This window comes from Pseudoflavonifractor sp. An44, from assembly GCF_002161675.1.
GTDB classification, from domain to species: Bacteria; Bacillota; Clostridia; order Oscillospirales; family Oscillospiraceae; genus Enterenecus; species Enterenecus faecium.
Genome location: NZ_NFIH01000010.1, coordinates 27,945 through 41,466, shown reverse-complemented (window position 1 = coordinate 41,466; position 13,522 = coordinate 27,945). Strand labels below are relative to the sequence as shown.

14 protein-coding genes and 2 tRNA genes are annotated in these 13,522 nt (G+C 58.5%); 9 read left to right on the top strand and 7 right to left on the bottom strand.

Features of this window, described 5'->3' with window-relative positions:
• The first annotated feature begins 6 nt into the window (after positions 1 to 6).
• The gene (locus B5F98_RS06185) at positions 7 to 1,134 is read left to right on the top strand and encodes a DUF362 domain-containing protein (protein WP_087370411.1); all 1,128 of its coding nucleotides are present in this window, start codon (positions 7 to 9) and stop codon (positions 1,132 to 1,134) included.
• 210 nt (positions 1,135 to 1,344) lie between these two features.
• Here B5F98_RS06185 and B5F98_RS06180 read toward each other — a convergent pair.
• Positions 1,345 to 1,418: transfer RNA gene (locus tag B5F98_RS06180), tRNA-Gly, on the bottom strand.
• A gap of 383 nt (positions 1,419 to 1,801) precedes the next feature.
• Here B5F98_RS06180 and B5F98_RS06175 point away from each other — a divergent pair.
• Positions 1,802 to 3,112 (top strand): putative ABC transporter permease, encoded by a 1,311-nt coding sequence (locus B5F98_RS06175; protein WP_087370409.1) that lies wholly within the window; start codon positions 1,802 to 1,804, stop codon positions 3,110 to 3,112.
• 94 nt (positions 3,113 to 3,206) lie between these two features.
• Here B5F98_RS06175 and B5F98_RS06170 read toward each other — a convergent pair.
• Both B5F98_RS06170 and B5F98_RS06165 read right to left on the bottom strand, forming a co-directional pair.
• Positions 3,207 to 3,283: transfer RNA gene (locus B5F98_RS06170), tRNA-Arg, on the bottom strand.
• A 100-nt stretch (positions 3,284 to 3,383) separates the two neighbouring features.
• The gene (locus B5F98_RS06165) at positions 3,384 to 4,016 is read right to left on the bottom strand and encodes a redox-sensing transcriptional repressor Rex (RefSeq protein ID WP_087229511.1); all 633 of its coding nucleotides are present in this window, start codon (positions 4,014 to 4,016) and stop codon (positions 3,384 to 3,386) included.
• 143 nt (positions 4,017 to 4,159) lie between these two features.
• Between B5F98_RS06165 and B5F98_RS06160 the strand changes: the two genes are divergently transcribed.
• From B5F98_RS06160 to B5F98_RS06140, 5 genes are all read left to right on the top strand, one after another.
• A complete protein-coding gene (locus B5F98_RS06160; protein ID WP_087370406.1) occupies positions 4,160 to 4,549 on the top strand; it encodes a carboxypeptidase regulatory-like domain-containing protein in 390 nt (129 codons plus the stop codon).
• 10 nt (positions 4,550 to 4,559) lie between these two features.
• Positions 4,560 to 5,741 (top strand): peptidoglycan-binding protein, encoded by a 1,182-nt coding sequence (locus tag B5F98_RS06155; RefSeq protein ID WP_087229505.1) that lies wholly within the window; start codon positions 4,560 to 4,562, stop codon positions 5,739 to 5,741.
• A 15-nt stretch (positions 5,742 to 5,756) separates the two neighbouring features.
• On the top strand, positions 5,757 to 6,260 hold the full coding sequence (locus tag B5F98_RS06150) for a peptidoglycan-binding protein (RefSeq protein WP_087370403.1): 504 nt from the start codon (positions 5,757 to 5,759) through the stop codon (positions 6,258 to 6,260).
• Positions 6,261 to 6,356: 96 nt separating this feature from the next.
• Entirely contained in the window at positions 6,357 to 6,905 is a 549-nt protein-coding gene (locus B5F98_RS06145) for a DUF4364 family protein (RefSeq protein WP_087229499.1), read from the top strand.
• Positions 6,902 to 7,711 carry a putative ABC transporter permease gene (locus B5F98_RS06140; protein WP_087370400.1) on the top strand — a complete coding sequence of 270 codons (810 nt, stop codon included), beginning with the start codon at positions 6,902 to 6,904 and terminating at the stop codon, positions 7,709 to 7,711. The genes B5F98_RS06145 and B5F98_RS06140 overlap by 4 nt, the downstream gene beginning before the upstream one ends.
• A 51-nt stretch (positions 7,712 to 7,762) precedes the next feature.
• Here B5F98_RS06140 and B5F98_RS06135 read toward each other — a convergent pair whose 3' ends face one another.
• The 3 genes from B5F98_RS06135 to deoC all read right to left on the bottom strand — a co-directional run bounded on the left by B5F98_RS06135 (position 7,763) and on the right by deoC (position 9,488).
• Positions 7,763 to 8,359, bottom strand: coding sequence for a carbohydrate-binding family 9-like protein (locus tag B5F98_RS06135; RefSeq protein ID WP_158099801.1), 597 nt, complete (start codon positions 8,357 to 8,359; stop codon positions 7,763 to 7,765).
• A gap of 25 nt (positions 8,360 to 8,384) precedes the next feature.
• Entirely contained in the window at positions 8,385 to 8,741 is a 357-nt protein-coding gene (locus tag B5F98_RS06130) for a sporulation initiation factor Spo0A C-terminal domain-containing protein (protein ID WP_087229490.1), read from the bottom strand.
• Between the two features lie 99 nt (positions 8,742 to 8,840).
• Positions 8,841 to 9,488 carry a deoxyribose-phosphate aldolase gene (gene deoC, locus B5F98_RS06125; RefSeq protein WP_087370553.1) on the bottom strand — a complete coding sequence of 216 codons (648 nt, stop codon included), beginning with the start codon at positions 9,486 to 9,488 and terminating at the stop codon, positions 8,841 to 8,843.
• Between the two features lie 176 nt (positions 9,489 to 9,664).
• Between deoC and B5F98_RS06120 the strand changes: the two genes are divergently transcribed.
• Both B5F98_RS06120 and B5F98_RS06115 read left to right on the top strand, forming a co-directional pair.
• On the top strand, positions 9,665 to 10,564 hold the full coding sequence (locus tag B5F98_RS06120) for a helix-turn-helix domain-containing protein (protein WP_087370394.1): 900 nt from the start codon (positions 9,665 to 9,667) through the stop codon (positions 10,562 to 10,564).
• A complete protein-coding gene (locus B5F98_RS06115; protein ID WP_087370391.1) occupies positions 10,561 to 12,276 on the top strand; it encodes an ABC transporter ATP-binding protein in 1,716 nt (571 codons plus the stop codon). The genes B5F98_RS06120 and B5F98_RS06115 overlap by 4 nt, the downstream gene beginning before the upstream one ends.
• Positions 12,277 to 12,312: 36 nt before the next feature.
• Here B5F98_RS06115 and B5F98_RS06110 read toward each other — a convergent pair whose 3' ends face one another.
• Positions 12,313 to 13,464: a DUF362 domain-containing protein gene (locus B5F98_RS06110; RefSeq protein WP_087370388.1), complete on the bottom strand. Its 1,152-nt coding sequence runs from the start codon at positions 13,462 to 13,464 to the stop codon at positions 12,313 to 12,315.
• Positions 13,465 to 13,522: the final 58 nt, after the last annotated feature.

Genomic DNA, 13,522 nt, shown 5'->3' with positions numbered 1-13,522 from the left:
TGAGGTATGGAAAAAGCAAACGTTTACTACACCGATTTCCGCACCAAGCTGGGCGAGGGCCTTCCCACCAAGCTCAAGCGGCTCATCCGGGCCGCAGGCATTGGCGAGATCGACATGGATAACAAGTTCGTGGCCATCAAGATGCACTTCGGCGAGCTGGGCAATCTGGGCTTTCTCCGCCCCAACTACGCCAAGGCGGTGGCTGATGTGGTGAAGGAGCTGGGCGGCCAGCCCTTCCTCACCGACTGCAACACCCTCTATGTGGGCAGCCGGAAAAACGCCCTGGAACACCTGTACTGCGCCTGGGAAAACGGCTTCACCCCCATGACTGTGGGCTGTCCCATCCTCATTGGGGACGGTCTGAAGGGCACCGACGACGTGGAGGTCCCCGTCAACGGAGAGTACGTCCAGAACGCCAAGATCGGCCGAGCCATTATGGACGCTGACGTGTTCATCTCTCTGAACCACTTCAAGGGCCATGAGATGGCGGGCTTTGGCGGCGCCATCAAGAACATCGGCATGGGCTGCGGCTCCCGGGCCGGTAAGAAGGAGCAGCACCACAACGGTCAGCCCTCCGTACACCAGGACAAGTGCGTGGGCTGCAAGTCTTGCATGAAGGAGTGCGCCAACCAGGGCCTGGCCTTTGACGAGACCACCCGGAAAATGCACATTGTCACCGAGAACTGCGTGGGCTGTGGCCGGTGCATCGGTGCCTGCAACTTTGACGCCATCGACTTCTCCAGTTGGGCCGCTGTGAAGGACCTGAATTGCCGCATGGCGGAGTATGCCAAAGCAGTGGTGGACGGCCGTCCCAACTTCCACATCTCTCTCATTGTGGACGTCAGCCCCAACTGTGACTGCCACGCCGAGAACGACGCCCCCATCCTCCCCAACATCGGCATGTTCGCCTCCTTTGATCCCCTGGCCCTGGACCAGGCCTGTGTGGACGCCTGCCTGGCCTGTGATCCCCTGCCCAACAGCCAGCTCAGCGACAACATGGCCAAGCCGGATTTCTGTGACCACCACGATCATTTTGAAAACAGCACCCCCGACTCGGAGTACAAGACCTGTCTGGAGCACGCCGAGAAGATCGGCATCGGTTCTCGCAGCTATGAACTGGTGTTCCTGAAGTAAGACTCAAAAATGCCTGGAGAGGGCTTCTCTCCAGGCATTTTTATAATTATAAGTACAGGGTCCCGCAAAGCCGGGCGGCGCTGGTGCGCCGTACAAGTGTTTGCGCCTGGGCGAAAACCTTGGCGCAGGCGGAATTCACTTCCGCCGAGCATTGAAATGAGCCTATGGCTCCCAATGAAAAAGACACGCTTTTTAGCGTGTCTTTTTCATTGGAGCGGGTGAGGGGAATCGAACCCCCGTGTTCAGCTTGGGAAGCTGACATTCTACCATTGAACTACACCCGCATATTTCAACTCGGTGAAGCTTATTATAATACACCCCCTGGGAAATTGCAAGCATTTTTTCTCCCCTATCTTCCTCGTTATCCCTCCACTTTTCTACACTTTGCCCAAAACTTTATTTGTATTTTACAATTCCACCCTTTACTTTTCCGGTACATGTTGCTATAATGTACAACAGCGCAAGAGAAAAGAGGTGAAACTTGTGAAAGAATATCCCCGCAAGCCTGATGTGGATGATATGATTTTCGGTGATGATCGCACCGTGCCCAGCCAGCGCTGATCTCCCATCAGCCCGCAATGCTGCATATTTTTTGACTCACCCCAGTAATCAGCAATACTGTGGTGAGTTTTTGTCTTTTTCAGAACAACCCCGAAAGGAGCTTTTCATGATATACTCACTCTCCCAACTGGCCTGGTTCTTTCTCATCTATTCCATTCTGGGCTGGTGTATCAGCGTGGCATTCTGTGCCATCAAAAAACATTCCTTTGTCAACCCAGGCTTTCTCAACCTTCCTGTCAGCCCCATTTACGGCATTGGAGCGGTACTCTCCACGGTGTTCCTCTCGGAACTGACCCACCGTCCCCTGTTCTTTATTATGGGCTCCTGCGTTCTGTCCGGCATTCTGGTCATTACCACCGGTGTCGCTCTGGAGCGCATGCTCCACCGCAGATGGTGGGACTTCTCCGACCACAAATTCCACTTCCACGGGTACATCTCTCTGCCCCTGCTGCTGGTGCTGGGTGTGGGCGCATGGCTGTGTGTGAGTTTTCTCAACCCCCTTCTAGCCTTGGTGTTGGGTGACCTCCCTCCCCTGCTGTCCCGCATCCTGGTTCTGGTGGGATTGGGACTGGTCGCCCTGGACCTGGCCCTCTCTCTGGGCATCACGGTACAGATGGGCGTGCGTATCCGCCGTCTGGAACAGCTGTCCCGAGACTTCCAGGAGCTCACCGCTCTCTTCGGCCACGCCATCACCCGGCGGGTCCAGACCCGTATGCTCCACGCCTTCCCCAATCTGGAGCAGGCCGCCCCCTCCCAAAAGCCCAAGCCCACCGTGTTTGCCCAGGGCTGTTCTCCCACCAAGCTGATTTGGATTTTCTTCATTGCCGCCCTGCTGGGCGATATCATCGAGACGCTGTTCTGCCGGGCCACCATGGGCATCTGGATGAGCCGCAGCAGTCTCATCTACGGTCCCTTTAGTATTGTGTGGGGTCTGGGCGCTGTGATGTTCACCGCCCTGCTCTATCGGTACAAAGACAAGAGCGAGGGCTACCTCTTCCTTGCCGGCACCATTGTGGGCGGTGTGTACGAATATGTGTGTAGTGTCTTCACCGAGCTGGTCTTCGGCACCGTGTTCTGGGATTACAGCCACATCCCCTTCAACCTGGCCGGACGCATCAATCTGCTCTACTGCTTCTTCTGGGGCATTGCCGCCGCCGTGTGGATGAAGGTCCTCTATCCCCGCCTGTCCCGTCTCATTGAGCGCATCCCCATGAAAGCGGGCAAAGTGCTCACCTGGGTGATTGTTGTGTTCATGGTGTTCAATATGGCCATCTCCGCCCTGGCTCTGGGTCGGTATCAACAGCGCCAATCGGCCCCTGACGCCCCCACCAACGGCTTCACCGAATTTTTGGACCACTACTACCCCGATGAGCGGATTCATCAGGTCTACCCCAACATGAAACAGGTCACGGACTGACCGAGAAAAAAACGTCCGATGCTGATTCCTGCATCGGACGTTTTCCTATGTCTCCGGAAGAAAAAAAGGCAAGTCCCTTTCGGAACTTGCCTTTTGGTACGGCTGGAGGGATTCGAACCCCCGACCTTTTGGTTCGTAGCCAAACACTCTATCCAGCTGAGCTACAGCCGCTTGTCGCTGTCGTTTTCTGGCGACTCATATATACTAGCACAGCTGAAATGAAATTGCAAGTGTTTTTTTCGATTTTTTCAAAAATTTTTGAGAGGTCTATTTACTCCTCAGAAATCATATAACTCAGCGTTAGCAGGCTGTCTGCAAAGTGCACGTTCTCCACTTTCACGTCGGGCATTTCCTGCTCCGGCAGCTCCACATTGGTGAAATTCCAGATTCCGTCCACCCCCAGCTTGCTCAGGCGGCGAGCGGTGGCCACGGCCACAGACCCAGGCACCGTCAGAACCGCCACGCTCACCCGGTGCTCCCGCACAAAGGTGTCCAGACCATCCACATGGTAGACGGGGACGCCGCCCAGCTTGGTGTCCACCAGGTCCGGGTTGACGTCAAAGGCGGCCACCAGCCGGAAGCCATTGGCACGGAACGGGAAATTCTCAATGAGGGCACGGCCCAAGTTACCGGCACCCAAGATGAGCACGGTGTGGCCTCGGTTCATCCCCAGGATCTCTGCCACCTCACCCCGCAGCCGCTCCACGTTGTACCCGTAGCCCTGCTGACCGAACCCGCCAAAGCAGGACAGATCCTGGCGAATCTGGGAGGCCGTCAGGCCCATGGACTGGGCCAAGGCTCCGGAAGAGATTCGAATGGTACCGGCACGATATAAGTCATCCAAATGGCGATAATAGCGGGGCAAACGCCGGATCACCGCCGAAGAAATCTTATCTTTTTTCATATGACACCCTCACATCCCGTCAGAGTTTTTCGGCATTTCATCTTTCTTTTGATCACTATACGCAATTCATTTTATCTCATTGTCATAAGTTTGTCAATTTCCATGTGCAAGTTCTTGCAACATTTCTCAAGGAGGTCCTAGCATTGGCACAAAACGGTTCTCTCATTGTCCACGTCTATGCGTCCCGGGCTCAGCTCCCCATACAGGGGGCCACGGTGTTGGTATCCCAGCCGGACGGACAGGGTCGGCATCAGCTTCTATCCGTGCTCATCACAGACGAGAGCGGGGTAGCTGGCCCCATCTCCCTGCCCGCTCCCGACGCCGCCCTCAGCCAGAGCCCCGGCTCTCCCCTTCCCTTCTCCTCCTACTCTCTGGTGGTGGAGCACCCGGGGTATCAGGTGGCCGTGTTTGAAAATCTCCAGATCTTCTCTGGGGTGGAGACCACCCAGAGCGTGCCTCTCATTCCCCTGGCCATTCCCGAGTCGTCCACCCCTCGCCCTCAGTTCACCAACGTCACGCCACAACCGCTGTAAGGAGGCTTCTATGTCTGTATCCGTCATTCCCTACATTCCCCAGTACATCACCGTCCACCTGGGCCAGCCCAAGGAGGCGGCGGAGAACGTCACGGTGACCTTCCCCGACTACATCAAAAATGTAGCCTCCAGCGAGGTATACCCCACCTGGTCAGAGGAAGCCCTGAAAGCCAACATTCTGGCCCAAATCTCCTTTGCCCTCAACCGGGTGTACACCGAGTTCTACCCCAGCCGCGGGTATGACTTTGACATCACCAGTGAGACCCAAAACGATCAGAAATTCATCAAAGGCCGGAGCACCTTTGAAAACATCGACCGCCTGGTGGACGACATGTTCACCACCTACATCCGCCGAGTGGGCTTTGTGGAGCCCCTGGCGGCCAAGTTCTGCAACGGTACCACCTCCACCTGTGACGGCCTGTCCCAGTGGGGCAGTGAGGCCATGGCCCAGGAGGGGGCGGACTACATGACCATTCTGCGCAACTACTACGGGGACGACATCGAACTGGTCAACGACGCCCCCATCCGGGATGTGCCCAACTCCTACCCCGGCTATCCCCTGCGCCAGGGCTCCTCCGGGGAGGACGTGGTGGTGCTCCAGGCCATGCTCAACCGCATTGGACAGAATTACCCTGCCATTCCCCGCCTGGCCCAGGTGGACGGCATCTTTGGGCCACGCACGGAGGAAGCAGTGCGGGTGTTCCAGTCCGTCTTTGGGCTGGCAGTGGATGGTATCGTGGGCCGTGGTACCTGGTATAAGCTGGTGTTCCTCTACGTGGCCGTCACCAAGCTCTCCGAGCTGGTCAGCGAGGGCCAGAGCTTCACCCAGGTCCAGGGGCCTTCGGGCATCCAGGTGCTGCGCCAGGGAGACCGGGGCCCCGCCGTCTCCGCCCTCCAGTATTTCCTCTCCCTCATCGGGCAATACTCCTTCAATCTGCCCACCCTGGCCATTGACGGCATTTTTGGCCCCAAGACCAAACAGGCGGTGCAGGATTTCCAGAAAGCCTACCATCTGCCCGCCACCGGCGTGGTGGACAATGCCACGTGGCTGAAGCTCTACGACGAGTATGTGGGCATCGCCACCACCTCTCTGGCCAACGCCAATTTGCCCATCTCCCCCTCGGAGATTGAAAACCAATTCCAAGCCGGGCAATTCCCCGGCTATCCGCTCTCCTACGGCAGCAACGATTAAGGAGGTATCTCAACCATGGAACTCAATCTCACCGGCGCTCCGGTACGAGACATTCAGCACATGCTCAACGTCATCTCCGCCACCCATCCCGCCCTGCCCCGCCTGGTGGAGGATGGGGTGTTTGGGGAGCGAACCCTGGAAGGGGTGATGATCTTTCAGCGGGACTTTGGCCTGCCCGTGACCGGGGTGGTGGACTACGACACCTGGCTGGCCCTGCGGGTGCAGTCGGAGCTGATTCAGAAGCGGGACGGGATTCCCCCTTCCCTGCAAATCATCTCCCCCCAGTATGAGCCGTCCTCGTCTGGCACACCGGAATGGGCGTTTGTGGACACCGTTGTGACGGCGCTCTCCCCCATTCTCACCAATTTCCCCTCCACCTCCACCCCCACCGACCACATCCGTCACTTGCAGGGGCTGGGACAGCTGCCTGTCACTGGTGTTCTGGACCGCCCCACTTGGAGTTTGCTGGTTCGGCTGTACCATGCCTTAGTGGTTCGAAACGCCCTGGCCGCCCTGTGAGCCTCCAGGTTTCCCTTGTAAGCCTGGGCCTTTTTCGGTATAATATAGGAGTGGCCCATGGGGCCACCTTATCCCAGGAAAGGCAGGAACAAGACCATGGCTCGTTTTGGATTCATCCACAGCAAGTTGGACACCAAATTGCTCATTCTCTATATCCTCACCCGTGTGGCGGGCCCCATTGACTTCGCCACCCTCACCGATCTGGTGATGTGCGACGACGGCGTGGACTACTTTGAATTTGCCGAGGCCCTGTCGGAGCTGCTGGAGAGCGGACACCTGGTGCGGGAGGGGGACTACTACTCCCCCACTGACAAGGGCCGCCGCAACTGCGCCGACGGCGAGAGCAGCCTCTCCCCCGTCATTCGCAAGCGCTGTGACCAGCGCCTGGCCCCCTTCAACGCCGCTTTGAAGCGGAAGGCCCAGGTGCGCAGCCGGGTGGACCCCTCCCCCGACGGCACCTTCTACACCGTGCGTCTGATGCTGGACGACGACCGGGACAACCTCTTTACCCTCTCGCTGCTCACCGCCACCCGGGAGGAGGGAGAGGACATCGCCCAGCGCTTCACCCAACACCCCGACCGCATCTATAACGGTGTGCTGGGTATCCTACTGTCCGACCCAGAAAAGAGAGGTGAAACCCATTGACCATCCTGGGCTATCCCATTCAGGCACTGTTTCTCTACTTTATCTTTTACTCATTTCTAGGATGGTTGATGGAGACCTGCTACTGTTCCATTCTGGAGCACCGTCTGGTGGACCGGGGCTTTCTCTACGGCCCCATCTGCCCCATCTACGGCGCCGGCGTTCTGTTAATGGTCCTCTTTTTCACCCCGCTGAAACACAACCTGTTTGTGTTCTATCTCACCGCCGTGGTGGTAATGACCTCGTGGGAGTATTTCGTGGCGTGGCTTCTGGAGACCACCACCCACGTGCGCTACTGGGACTACTCCCGGTTCCGCTTCAACATCAAGGGCCGGGTATGTCTGTGGGTGTCCCTGGTGTGGGGCGCACTGTCCTATGTGGTAATCTTCTGGATTCACCCCGCCGTGGACGGCATCTATCAGACCATCCCCGGCTGGCTGGTGAACACCCTGTGCGTGGTCTTACTGGTCATTCTGCTGGTGGATGCCACCCTCACCATCCGGCACCTGGCGTTGGTGTCTCAGCTGGTGGTAAAGCTGGCCGCCGCCCGGGACGAGGCACAGGTCCAGTTCTCCCTGGGCAAGGCTGAGCTGGGTCAAATGCTGGAAAACCAGTCCGCCGCCCTGCGCAGCAACTACAGCCAGCAAGTGGCCCGGTTGGAACGGTATTCCCGCTCCTTCCGCCGCAAATACTCCAACATGCGTCTGACCAGCCGCTATGCCAGCCTCAGCGATGATCTCCGGGCATCGGCTGCCGCCGCCCGCAAGGAGATTCTGAAAAAGCGGGAGAATCGCAAAAAGAAACAATAATCTCAGCAACAGAAAAGCAGGCCGTCTAAAAAGGCGGCCTGCTTGTTCTATTTATTCAAACACCAGGGTGCCGAAATCGCCTCGGCGGTGGAAATCCGGCTTGTCACTGGTCACCGGAGACCAGGCCAGATAGTGGGGATGCTCGGTCTCATCGCCGCACTTGTAGACGTTGGCACAGCAAGTGCCGGAATAGGTAAAGCCGGGGAAGTAGCGGCCCACAAACTCCGCGGGGATGCGGAAGGTGATGCCCCAGGTGTTCTCCTCCTGCCAGCTCTGGGGGCAGAACAGCTCGTCCATCTTCTTGACGATCTGGCGCACCCGGGTGGGACGAGTACCGCCAAAGCCCAGGTTCAGGGACTTGAGGGGATTCCACTCAAAGTTGAAGTACCGGGCGTCCTCCTCCAGGGGGGCAAAGAAAAATTCCAGACAGCTGTCGTTGCACACCTGGTCCAAGGTCCCGGTGAGGGTGGCACGGATGGGGCTCTCCTGGGCCTCCAGGCGCACATACAGGTTCTCCCCATCGTGGCACAGCTGCATCCAGGCCTTCACTCCGGCAGGCTCCAGCCAGCCCGTCTCCTTCAGCTCTGCACGGGGAATGTTATCCCAATGGGCCCCGTCTCCCCGGGGCACACGGTAAGTCTCTTTCATAGATTTGTCAACTCCAGTCTTGTTCTCAGTCATCAAAGGCCCCGTTGGCCTCCATGTAATAGCAAATAATATCCACAAATTCGCCTGTGGTGGGCTTGACACGGATGGGGAATCCCGCCATCTCTCTCAGTCGCTCCTGGTCTCCCTTGTTCCACTGGTGGTCCCGAATCAGCCGCAGATTCCGTTCCACCGTCGCCGGGGTGGCCTGGTCAAAGTGGGCGGCCACAGCCGGATACAGTCCCTTGGTGATGCGGCGCAGCAACTCCGGCTCCGTGTGGGCCAGCTCCACCGCACACACCAGCTGTCGCAGGGACAAAGACTCGCCAATCAATCCCATGGAGCGCAGGACCTCTCGAATCGCCCGTTGTTGATTCAATGTCATCCCGCCTTCCCTCGTTTTTCTCAGGTCTATTTTACTATAACTCCCAGAAAAACGAAAGAAATTTCATTCTGATTTTTCGACGTGATTCGACACCCCAATTTAGCCCTTCACCAAGGCCACAATGCGGGAGGTACCCAGCCGGGCAGCCCCCAGGTCCAGGAAGGTCTGGGCATCTTCCAGGGATGTAATCCCTCCGGCGGCTTTCACCTGCACCTGTGCTCCCACATGGGCACGCAACAGGGCCACGTCTTCCGCCGTGGCGCCCCCAGAAGAAAATCCGGTGGAGGTCTTGATAAAGTCCGCCCCACTCTCGGTCACCAGCTCACACAGCTTCACTTTCTCCTCTTGGGTCAGCTGGCAGGTCTCCACGATCACCTTGAGGATATGCTCCCCACAGGCCTCCTTCACCGCCCGCAGCTCCGCCAGCACGTCCGACCAGCGGCCATCCTTCACCCAACCCAGATTGACCACCAGGTCGATCTCGCTGGCTCCGTTAGCCATGGCGTCCTGAGCCTCGAACACCTTCACCGCTGTGGTGGAGTAGCCATTGGGAAACCCGATGACGGTACACACCGGAAGTTTTCCCGCCAAATACTCGCTGGCCTGTTTGACATAGCTGGGCGGGATGCACACCGAGGCGCAGCCATAGGCCACCCCGTCGTCGCAGATCTGGCGAATCTCCTCCCAGGTGGCGGTGGGGCGCAGCAGGGTGTGGTCCACCGACGCCAAGATGCGCCGTTCGTCCAATTCTCTCACCTCCCCCATGATTTTATCTCTTCCCCATCATACCCTCCCTTCTGGCCCATTGCAAGAGGGTTTCCCCTTTTCCTTAACCATTGGTTGAATTTACTCAAGATTTCCTCCATTGCACTCAACCGCTATTTTCCCTATAATACAACCATCAAGCGAATGGAGGGATTTTAATGAACCAACCTTTGAGTGACACCATCACCCGCCTGCGCAAAGAGCGGGGGCTGACCCAGGAACAGCTGGGCCAGCTGGTGGGTGTTTCCGCCCAGGCGGTGAGCAAGTGGGAAAAAGGCGGCGCCCCGGATGTGGAGCTGCTTCCCGTGCTGGCCGACCGGCTGGGGGTGTCCATCGACGCCCTCTTTGGCCGGGCAGAGCCGTCCACCGCAGATATGACCACCCAGTTTCAGCAGTGGCTGCTGTCGATTCCCTTGGAGCAGCGTTTTTCCGCCTTATTTGAATTGCTAGCTGCCACCTCCACCTGTTTGGGCAGCAACTTGATGAACTCCGGCATTTTTCCCTCCATGACTTTGGGTTCTACCTGCTATGTTGACAACATCCTCCCCAACGCCACTTCTCGCACATGGCTTCGAGCCTATGTCAAATCGGAGGAGGGCTTGCTTTTGGGCGTGCTGGCCAAAGACTTTCCCCTCTATTTGTTGATGCCAGAACCGCCTGACGGATACCGGAACAACCTTCCCTCCCCGGAAGAATGCCGAAAGCTCTTCTCTGCTCTGGCACTTCCTGGCGCCATGGAAATACTTCTTTTCCTCTACAGACGAGAAGAGGGCTTTTACCACCCCTCTGCCATTGCGAAACACACAGGCCTACCATTGGACGATGTGCTGTCCGCTCTTCCTCAAATGGCAGAGTGTGAGTTACTCAAGAAAAAGGATTTGGAGCTGGAGGATGGCCCCACCCAGGTCTATACTCTCCACGACAACTATGCCTTTGTCCCCTTTCTATTCTTCGCACGGTGGCTGACGCAACCGGAAGACGCCCATGTGTTTGCCTGTGACATCCGCAAACGCCCCATTCTCGCACCACCCCCTGAGAAAAAGGAGAACCAATCATGAAACAACAACTTGACCGCACCCTCTACACCCGTGCCATGTTCCGGGGTAATCGGCTTTGCTTTGTCATCGCCACAGCGCTCATCTGCCTGGGCTCTTTTTGGAATCTGATTGTCTCCTATCTCCTGGGCCACATCCTGGATATTATGACCACCGGAGATCTGCAAGAGCTTCTCAATACCCTCTGGTTCTGTCTGGGCCTGACCGCCGTGATTCTGATCAGCGAACTCATCATGTATCGCTTTAAGGGACGATTTATCCACCGCGCCCTGGCCCAGTACAAGGACCTAGCCTTTGCTCAGCTGTCCCAGAAGAGCATCCGGGCCTTCGCCCAGGAAAACACCGGGCGGTACCTCTCCGCCCTCACCAACGACACCAACTCCATCGAAGAAAATTACCTCAACCAGTTTTTTCTGCTCCTGTCCCAAGTTCTTATGTTCCTGGGTTCTCTCCTCATGATGCTGTGGTACAGCTGGAAGCTGGCCCTGGCCGCCATCCTGCTCAGCCTGGTCCCCATCGCCGCCACCTTGGCCACCGGTGGAAGGCTGGCCGCCCGGGAAAAGCAGGTCAGTGAGCAAAATGAGGGCTATGTGGCCATGCTCAAAGACCTGCTCAGCGGCTTTCCTGTCATCAAAAGCTTCAAGGCAGAGGGACAGGTCCTCTCCCGCTTTACCCAAACCAATGCCAGCCTGGAGCACACCAAGGAGGGCCGCCGCTGGTATGCCAGCTTTATCTCCATTCTAGGCAGCTGTCTGGGCTTCCTGGTTCAGTTCGGCATCTTCCTCTCCGGTGCCTATCTGGCCATCCGGGGGGAGATCACCCCGGGCACCGTGCTCATCATGGTCAACCTGTGCGGCCTGCTTCTCAATCCCATCCAGACGGTGCCCCAGTACTGGGCCGCCCGCAAAGCCGCCCTGGCCCTCATGGACAAGCTGGCAGAGCTCACCGCTCAGAACCAGCAGGAGAGCGGCGTATCCATCCCCGCCACGCTGAGCCAGGCCATCACCCTGGACCACGTGTCCTTCGGCTACGAGCCGGACAAGCCCATCCTGCAAGACCTCACCGCCCAGTTCCAGGCCGGGAAGACCTATGCCATTGTGGGCGGCTCCGGCTCCGGCAAGTCCACCCTGCTCCACCTGCTCATGGGGGCCAGCGGGGCCTATACCGGCTCCATCGCCATCGACGGCACCGAGCTGCGGGACGTGGACGCCCACAGTCTCTATGACCTGATGAGCCTTATGGGGCAGGATGTATTTCTCTTTGACGACACCATCCGCAACAACCTCACCATGTTCCGCTCCTTCCCTGAGGAGGAGGTGGCAAAGGCTGTGGAGCGGTCCGGGCTGTCCCAACTGCTGGACGAGCGGGGCCAGGACTACCGGTGCGGAGAAAATGGGGTGAACCTGTCCGGCGGCGAGGGCCAGCGCATCTCCATCGCCCGGTGCCTGCTGCGCAAGACGCCGGTGCTGCTGCTGGACGAGGCCACCGCCGCCTTGGACAACGCCACCGCTGCCGCGGTCACCCAGTCCATTCTGGATCTGACCGGAACCACCCGCATCGTGGTCACCCACCGGCTGGAAGCCGCCCTCATGGCCCAGTACGACGAAATTCTGGTGCTGCGGGATGGGCGTATTCAGGAGCAGGGCTCTTTCTCCGCTCTTATGGACCGAAAGGGATACTTCTACTCCCTGTTCACCCTGGCACAGCCGACCTAACGAAAACGGCCTGACGGATACCGTCAGGCCGTTTTTTCATCGTTCCAGCAGTCTGGCCACCCAGGTGCGGTGGACCACCATGGCGCTTTTGGGGCAGAACTCCTGGCAGCAGAAGCAGCGGATGCACTTGTCCCGATGGACCACCGCCTTCCCCTTCTCAATGGTGATGGTCTTGGCCGGGCAGATGTTGGCGCACACGCCACAGCCCACACAGTGCTGTTTCACCACCTTGGGCTTCTGGCTGAACACCTTGGCCATCACCGCGCCCCGCAGCCGCTTGGACAGGTGCTTCCCGTCCCCCTCAAAGAGGTGGCCGTTGCCCGTCTCAATGCGCTGGAAGTCTGGGACCACAAAGTCCTCTACGTTGCCCTGGACGGTCAGCTCTTCCGCCGTGGGGGGAATGAGCCCTCGCTCCAGCGCCGCCTCCAGGGTGGGCACCTCCTCCCGACGCAGGCCCAACAGCTGGGCGCACACCAGGTCCGCCTTGTGAGGGCTCTCAGAGGCCGCCAGAAGGCCCACATGGCGCGGGGTACCTCCGGTAGGTCCATTGCCCTCCATGCACGTCACCCCGTCCACAATGGTGAGACGTGGCTTGAAATACTCATCCAGGTCCACGATCATCCGGGCAAAGTCCCTGGGGTCCGGGAACCGAAAGTGGTACTCCGGCTTCATGGCGCCTGGGATGGAACCGAACATGTTCTTGGCTCCACAGGTCATAGCCATCATGCCGTGGGTCTTCAGCTTGCAGAAATTGATGATGGCATCCGCCTTTGAGAGGTAGGCGGTATAGGTGAACTGGCGGCACACCTTGCCCTGGGGGTACTCCCCCTGGGCGTGGCTGAAATCCCAGTTCAGGCGGCCTCCTGCCTGCTCCACCTGCTCCATCCCGGTGGCCTGATACACCCGCTTGACATAGGCCGCGTTGTACAGCCCGCCTGGGCTGTCCCCCACCACCACGTCCGCTCCACGCTCTGTCAGCATGCGCACCAGGGCGCACAGCAGAGACGGGTGGGTGGTGGCCGCCCGTTCCGGCTTGAGAAAGGTCACCAGGTTGGCCTTGATGGCAATTCTCATCCCCGGCTTGACCCAAGAAAGGCCCCCCAGGGGCTCCAGCACCCGTGCCAGGGCGGACTCCACCTCCCCCTGGGAATAGTCCTTGCAGGGGGTGAGCACCACATCCGGTTTCATACGATTCCTCCTTTGGACAAAAAACTCCCCCGGCCGATCCAGCCGGGGGAGTTGGTAC

Bases quoted from the DNA above. Each gene is read 5' to 3' on its own strand.
- B5F98_RS06185 (WP_087370411.1), top strand. From the start codon at position 7: ATGGAAAAAGCAAACGTTTACTACACCGATTTCCGCACCAAGCTGGGC.
- B5F98_RS06175 (WP_087370409.1), top strand. From the start codon at position 1,802: ATGATATACTCACTCTCCCAACTGGCCTGGTTCTTTCTCATCTATTCC.
- B5F98_RS06165 (WP_087229511.1), bottom strand. From the start codon at position 4,016: ATGAAAAAAGATAAGATTTCTTCGGCGGTGATCCGGCGTTTGCCCCGC.
- B5F98_RS06155 (WP_087229505.1), top strand. From the start codon at position 4,560: ATGTCTGTATCCGTCATTCCCTACATTCCCCAGTACATCACCGTCCAC.
- B5F98_RS06150 (WP_087370403.1), top strand. From the start codon at position 5,757: ATGGAACTCAATCTCACCGGCGCTCCGGTACGAGACATTCAGCACATG.
- B5F98_RS06145 (WP_087229499.1), top strand. From the start codon at position 6,357: ATGGCTCGTTTTGGATTCATCCACAGCAAGTTGGACACCAAATTGCTC.
- B5F98_RS06135 (WP_158099801.1), bottom strand. From the start codon at position 8,359: ATGAAAGAGACTTACCGTGTGCCCCGGGGAGACGGGGCCCATTGGGAT.
- B5F98_RS06130 (WP_087229490.1), bottom strand. From the start codon at position 8,741: ATGACATTGAATCAACAACGGGCGATTCGAGAGGTCCTGCGCTCCATG.
- B5F98_RS06120 (WP_087370394.1), top strand. From the start codon at position 9,665: ATGAACCAACCTTTGAGTGACACCATCACCCGCCTGCGCAAAGAGCGG.
- B5F98_RS06115 (WP_087370391.1), top strand. From the start codon at position 10,561: ATGAAACAACAACTTGACCGCACCCTCTACACCCGTGCCATGTTCCGG.
- B5F98_RS06110 (WP_087370388.1), bottom strand. From the start codon at position 13,464: ATGAAACCGGATGTGGTGCTCACCCCCTGCAAGGACTATTCCCAGGGG.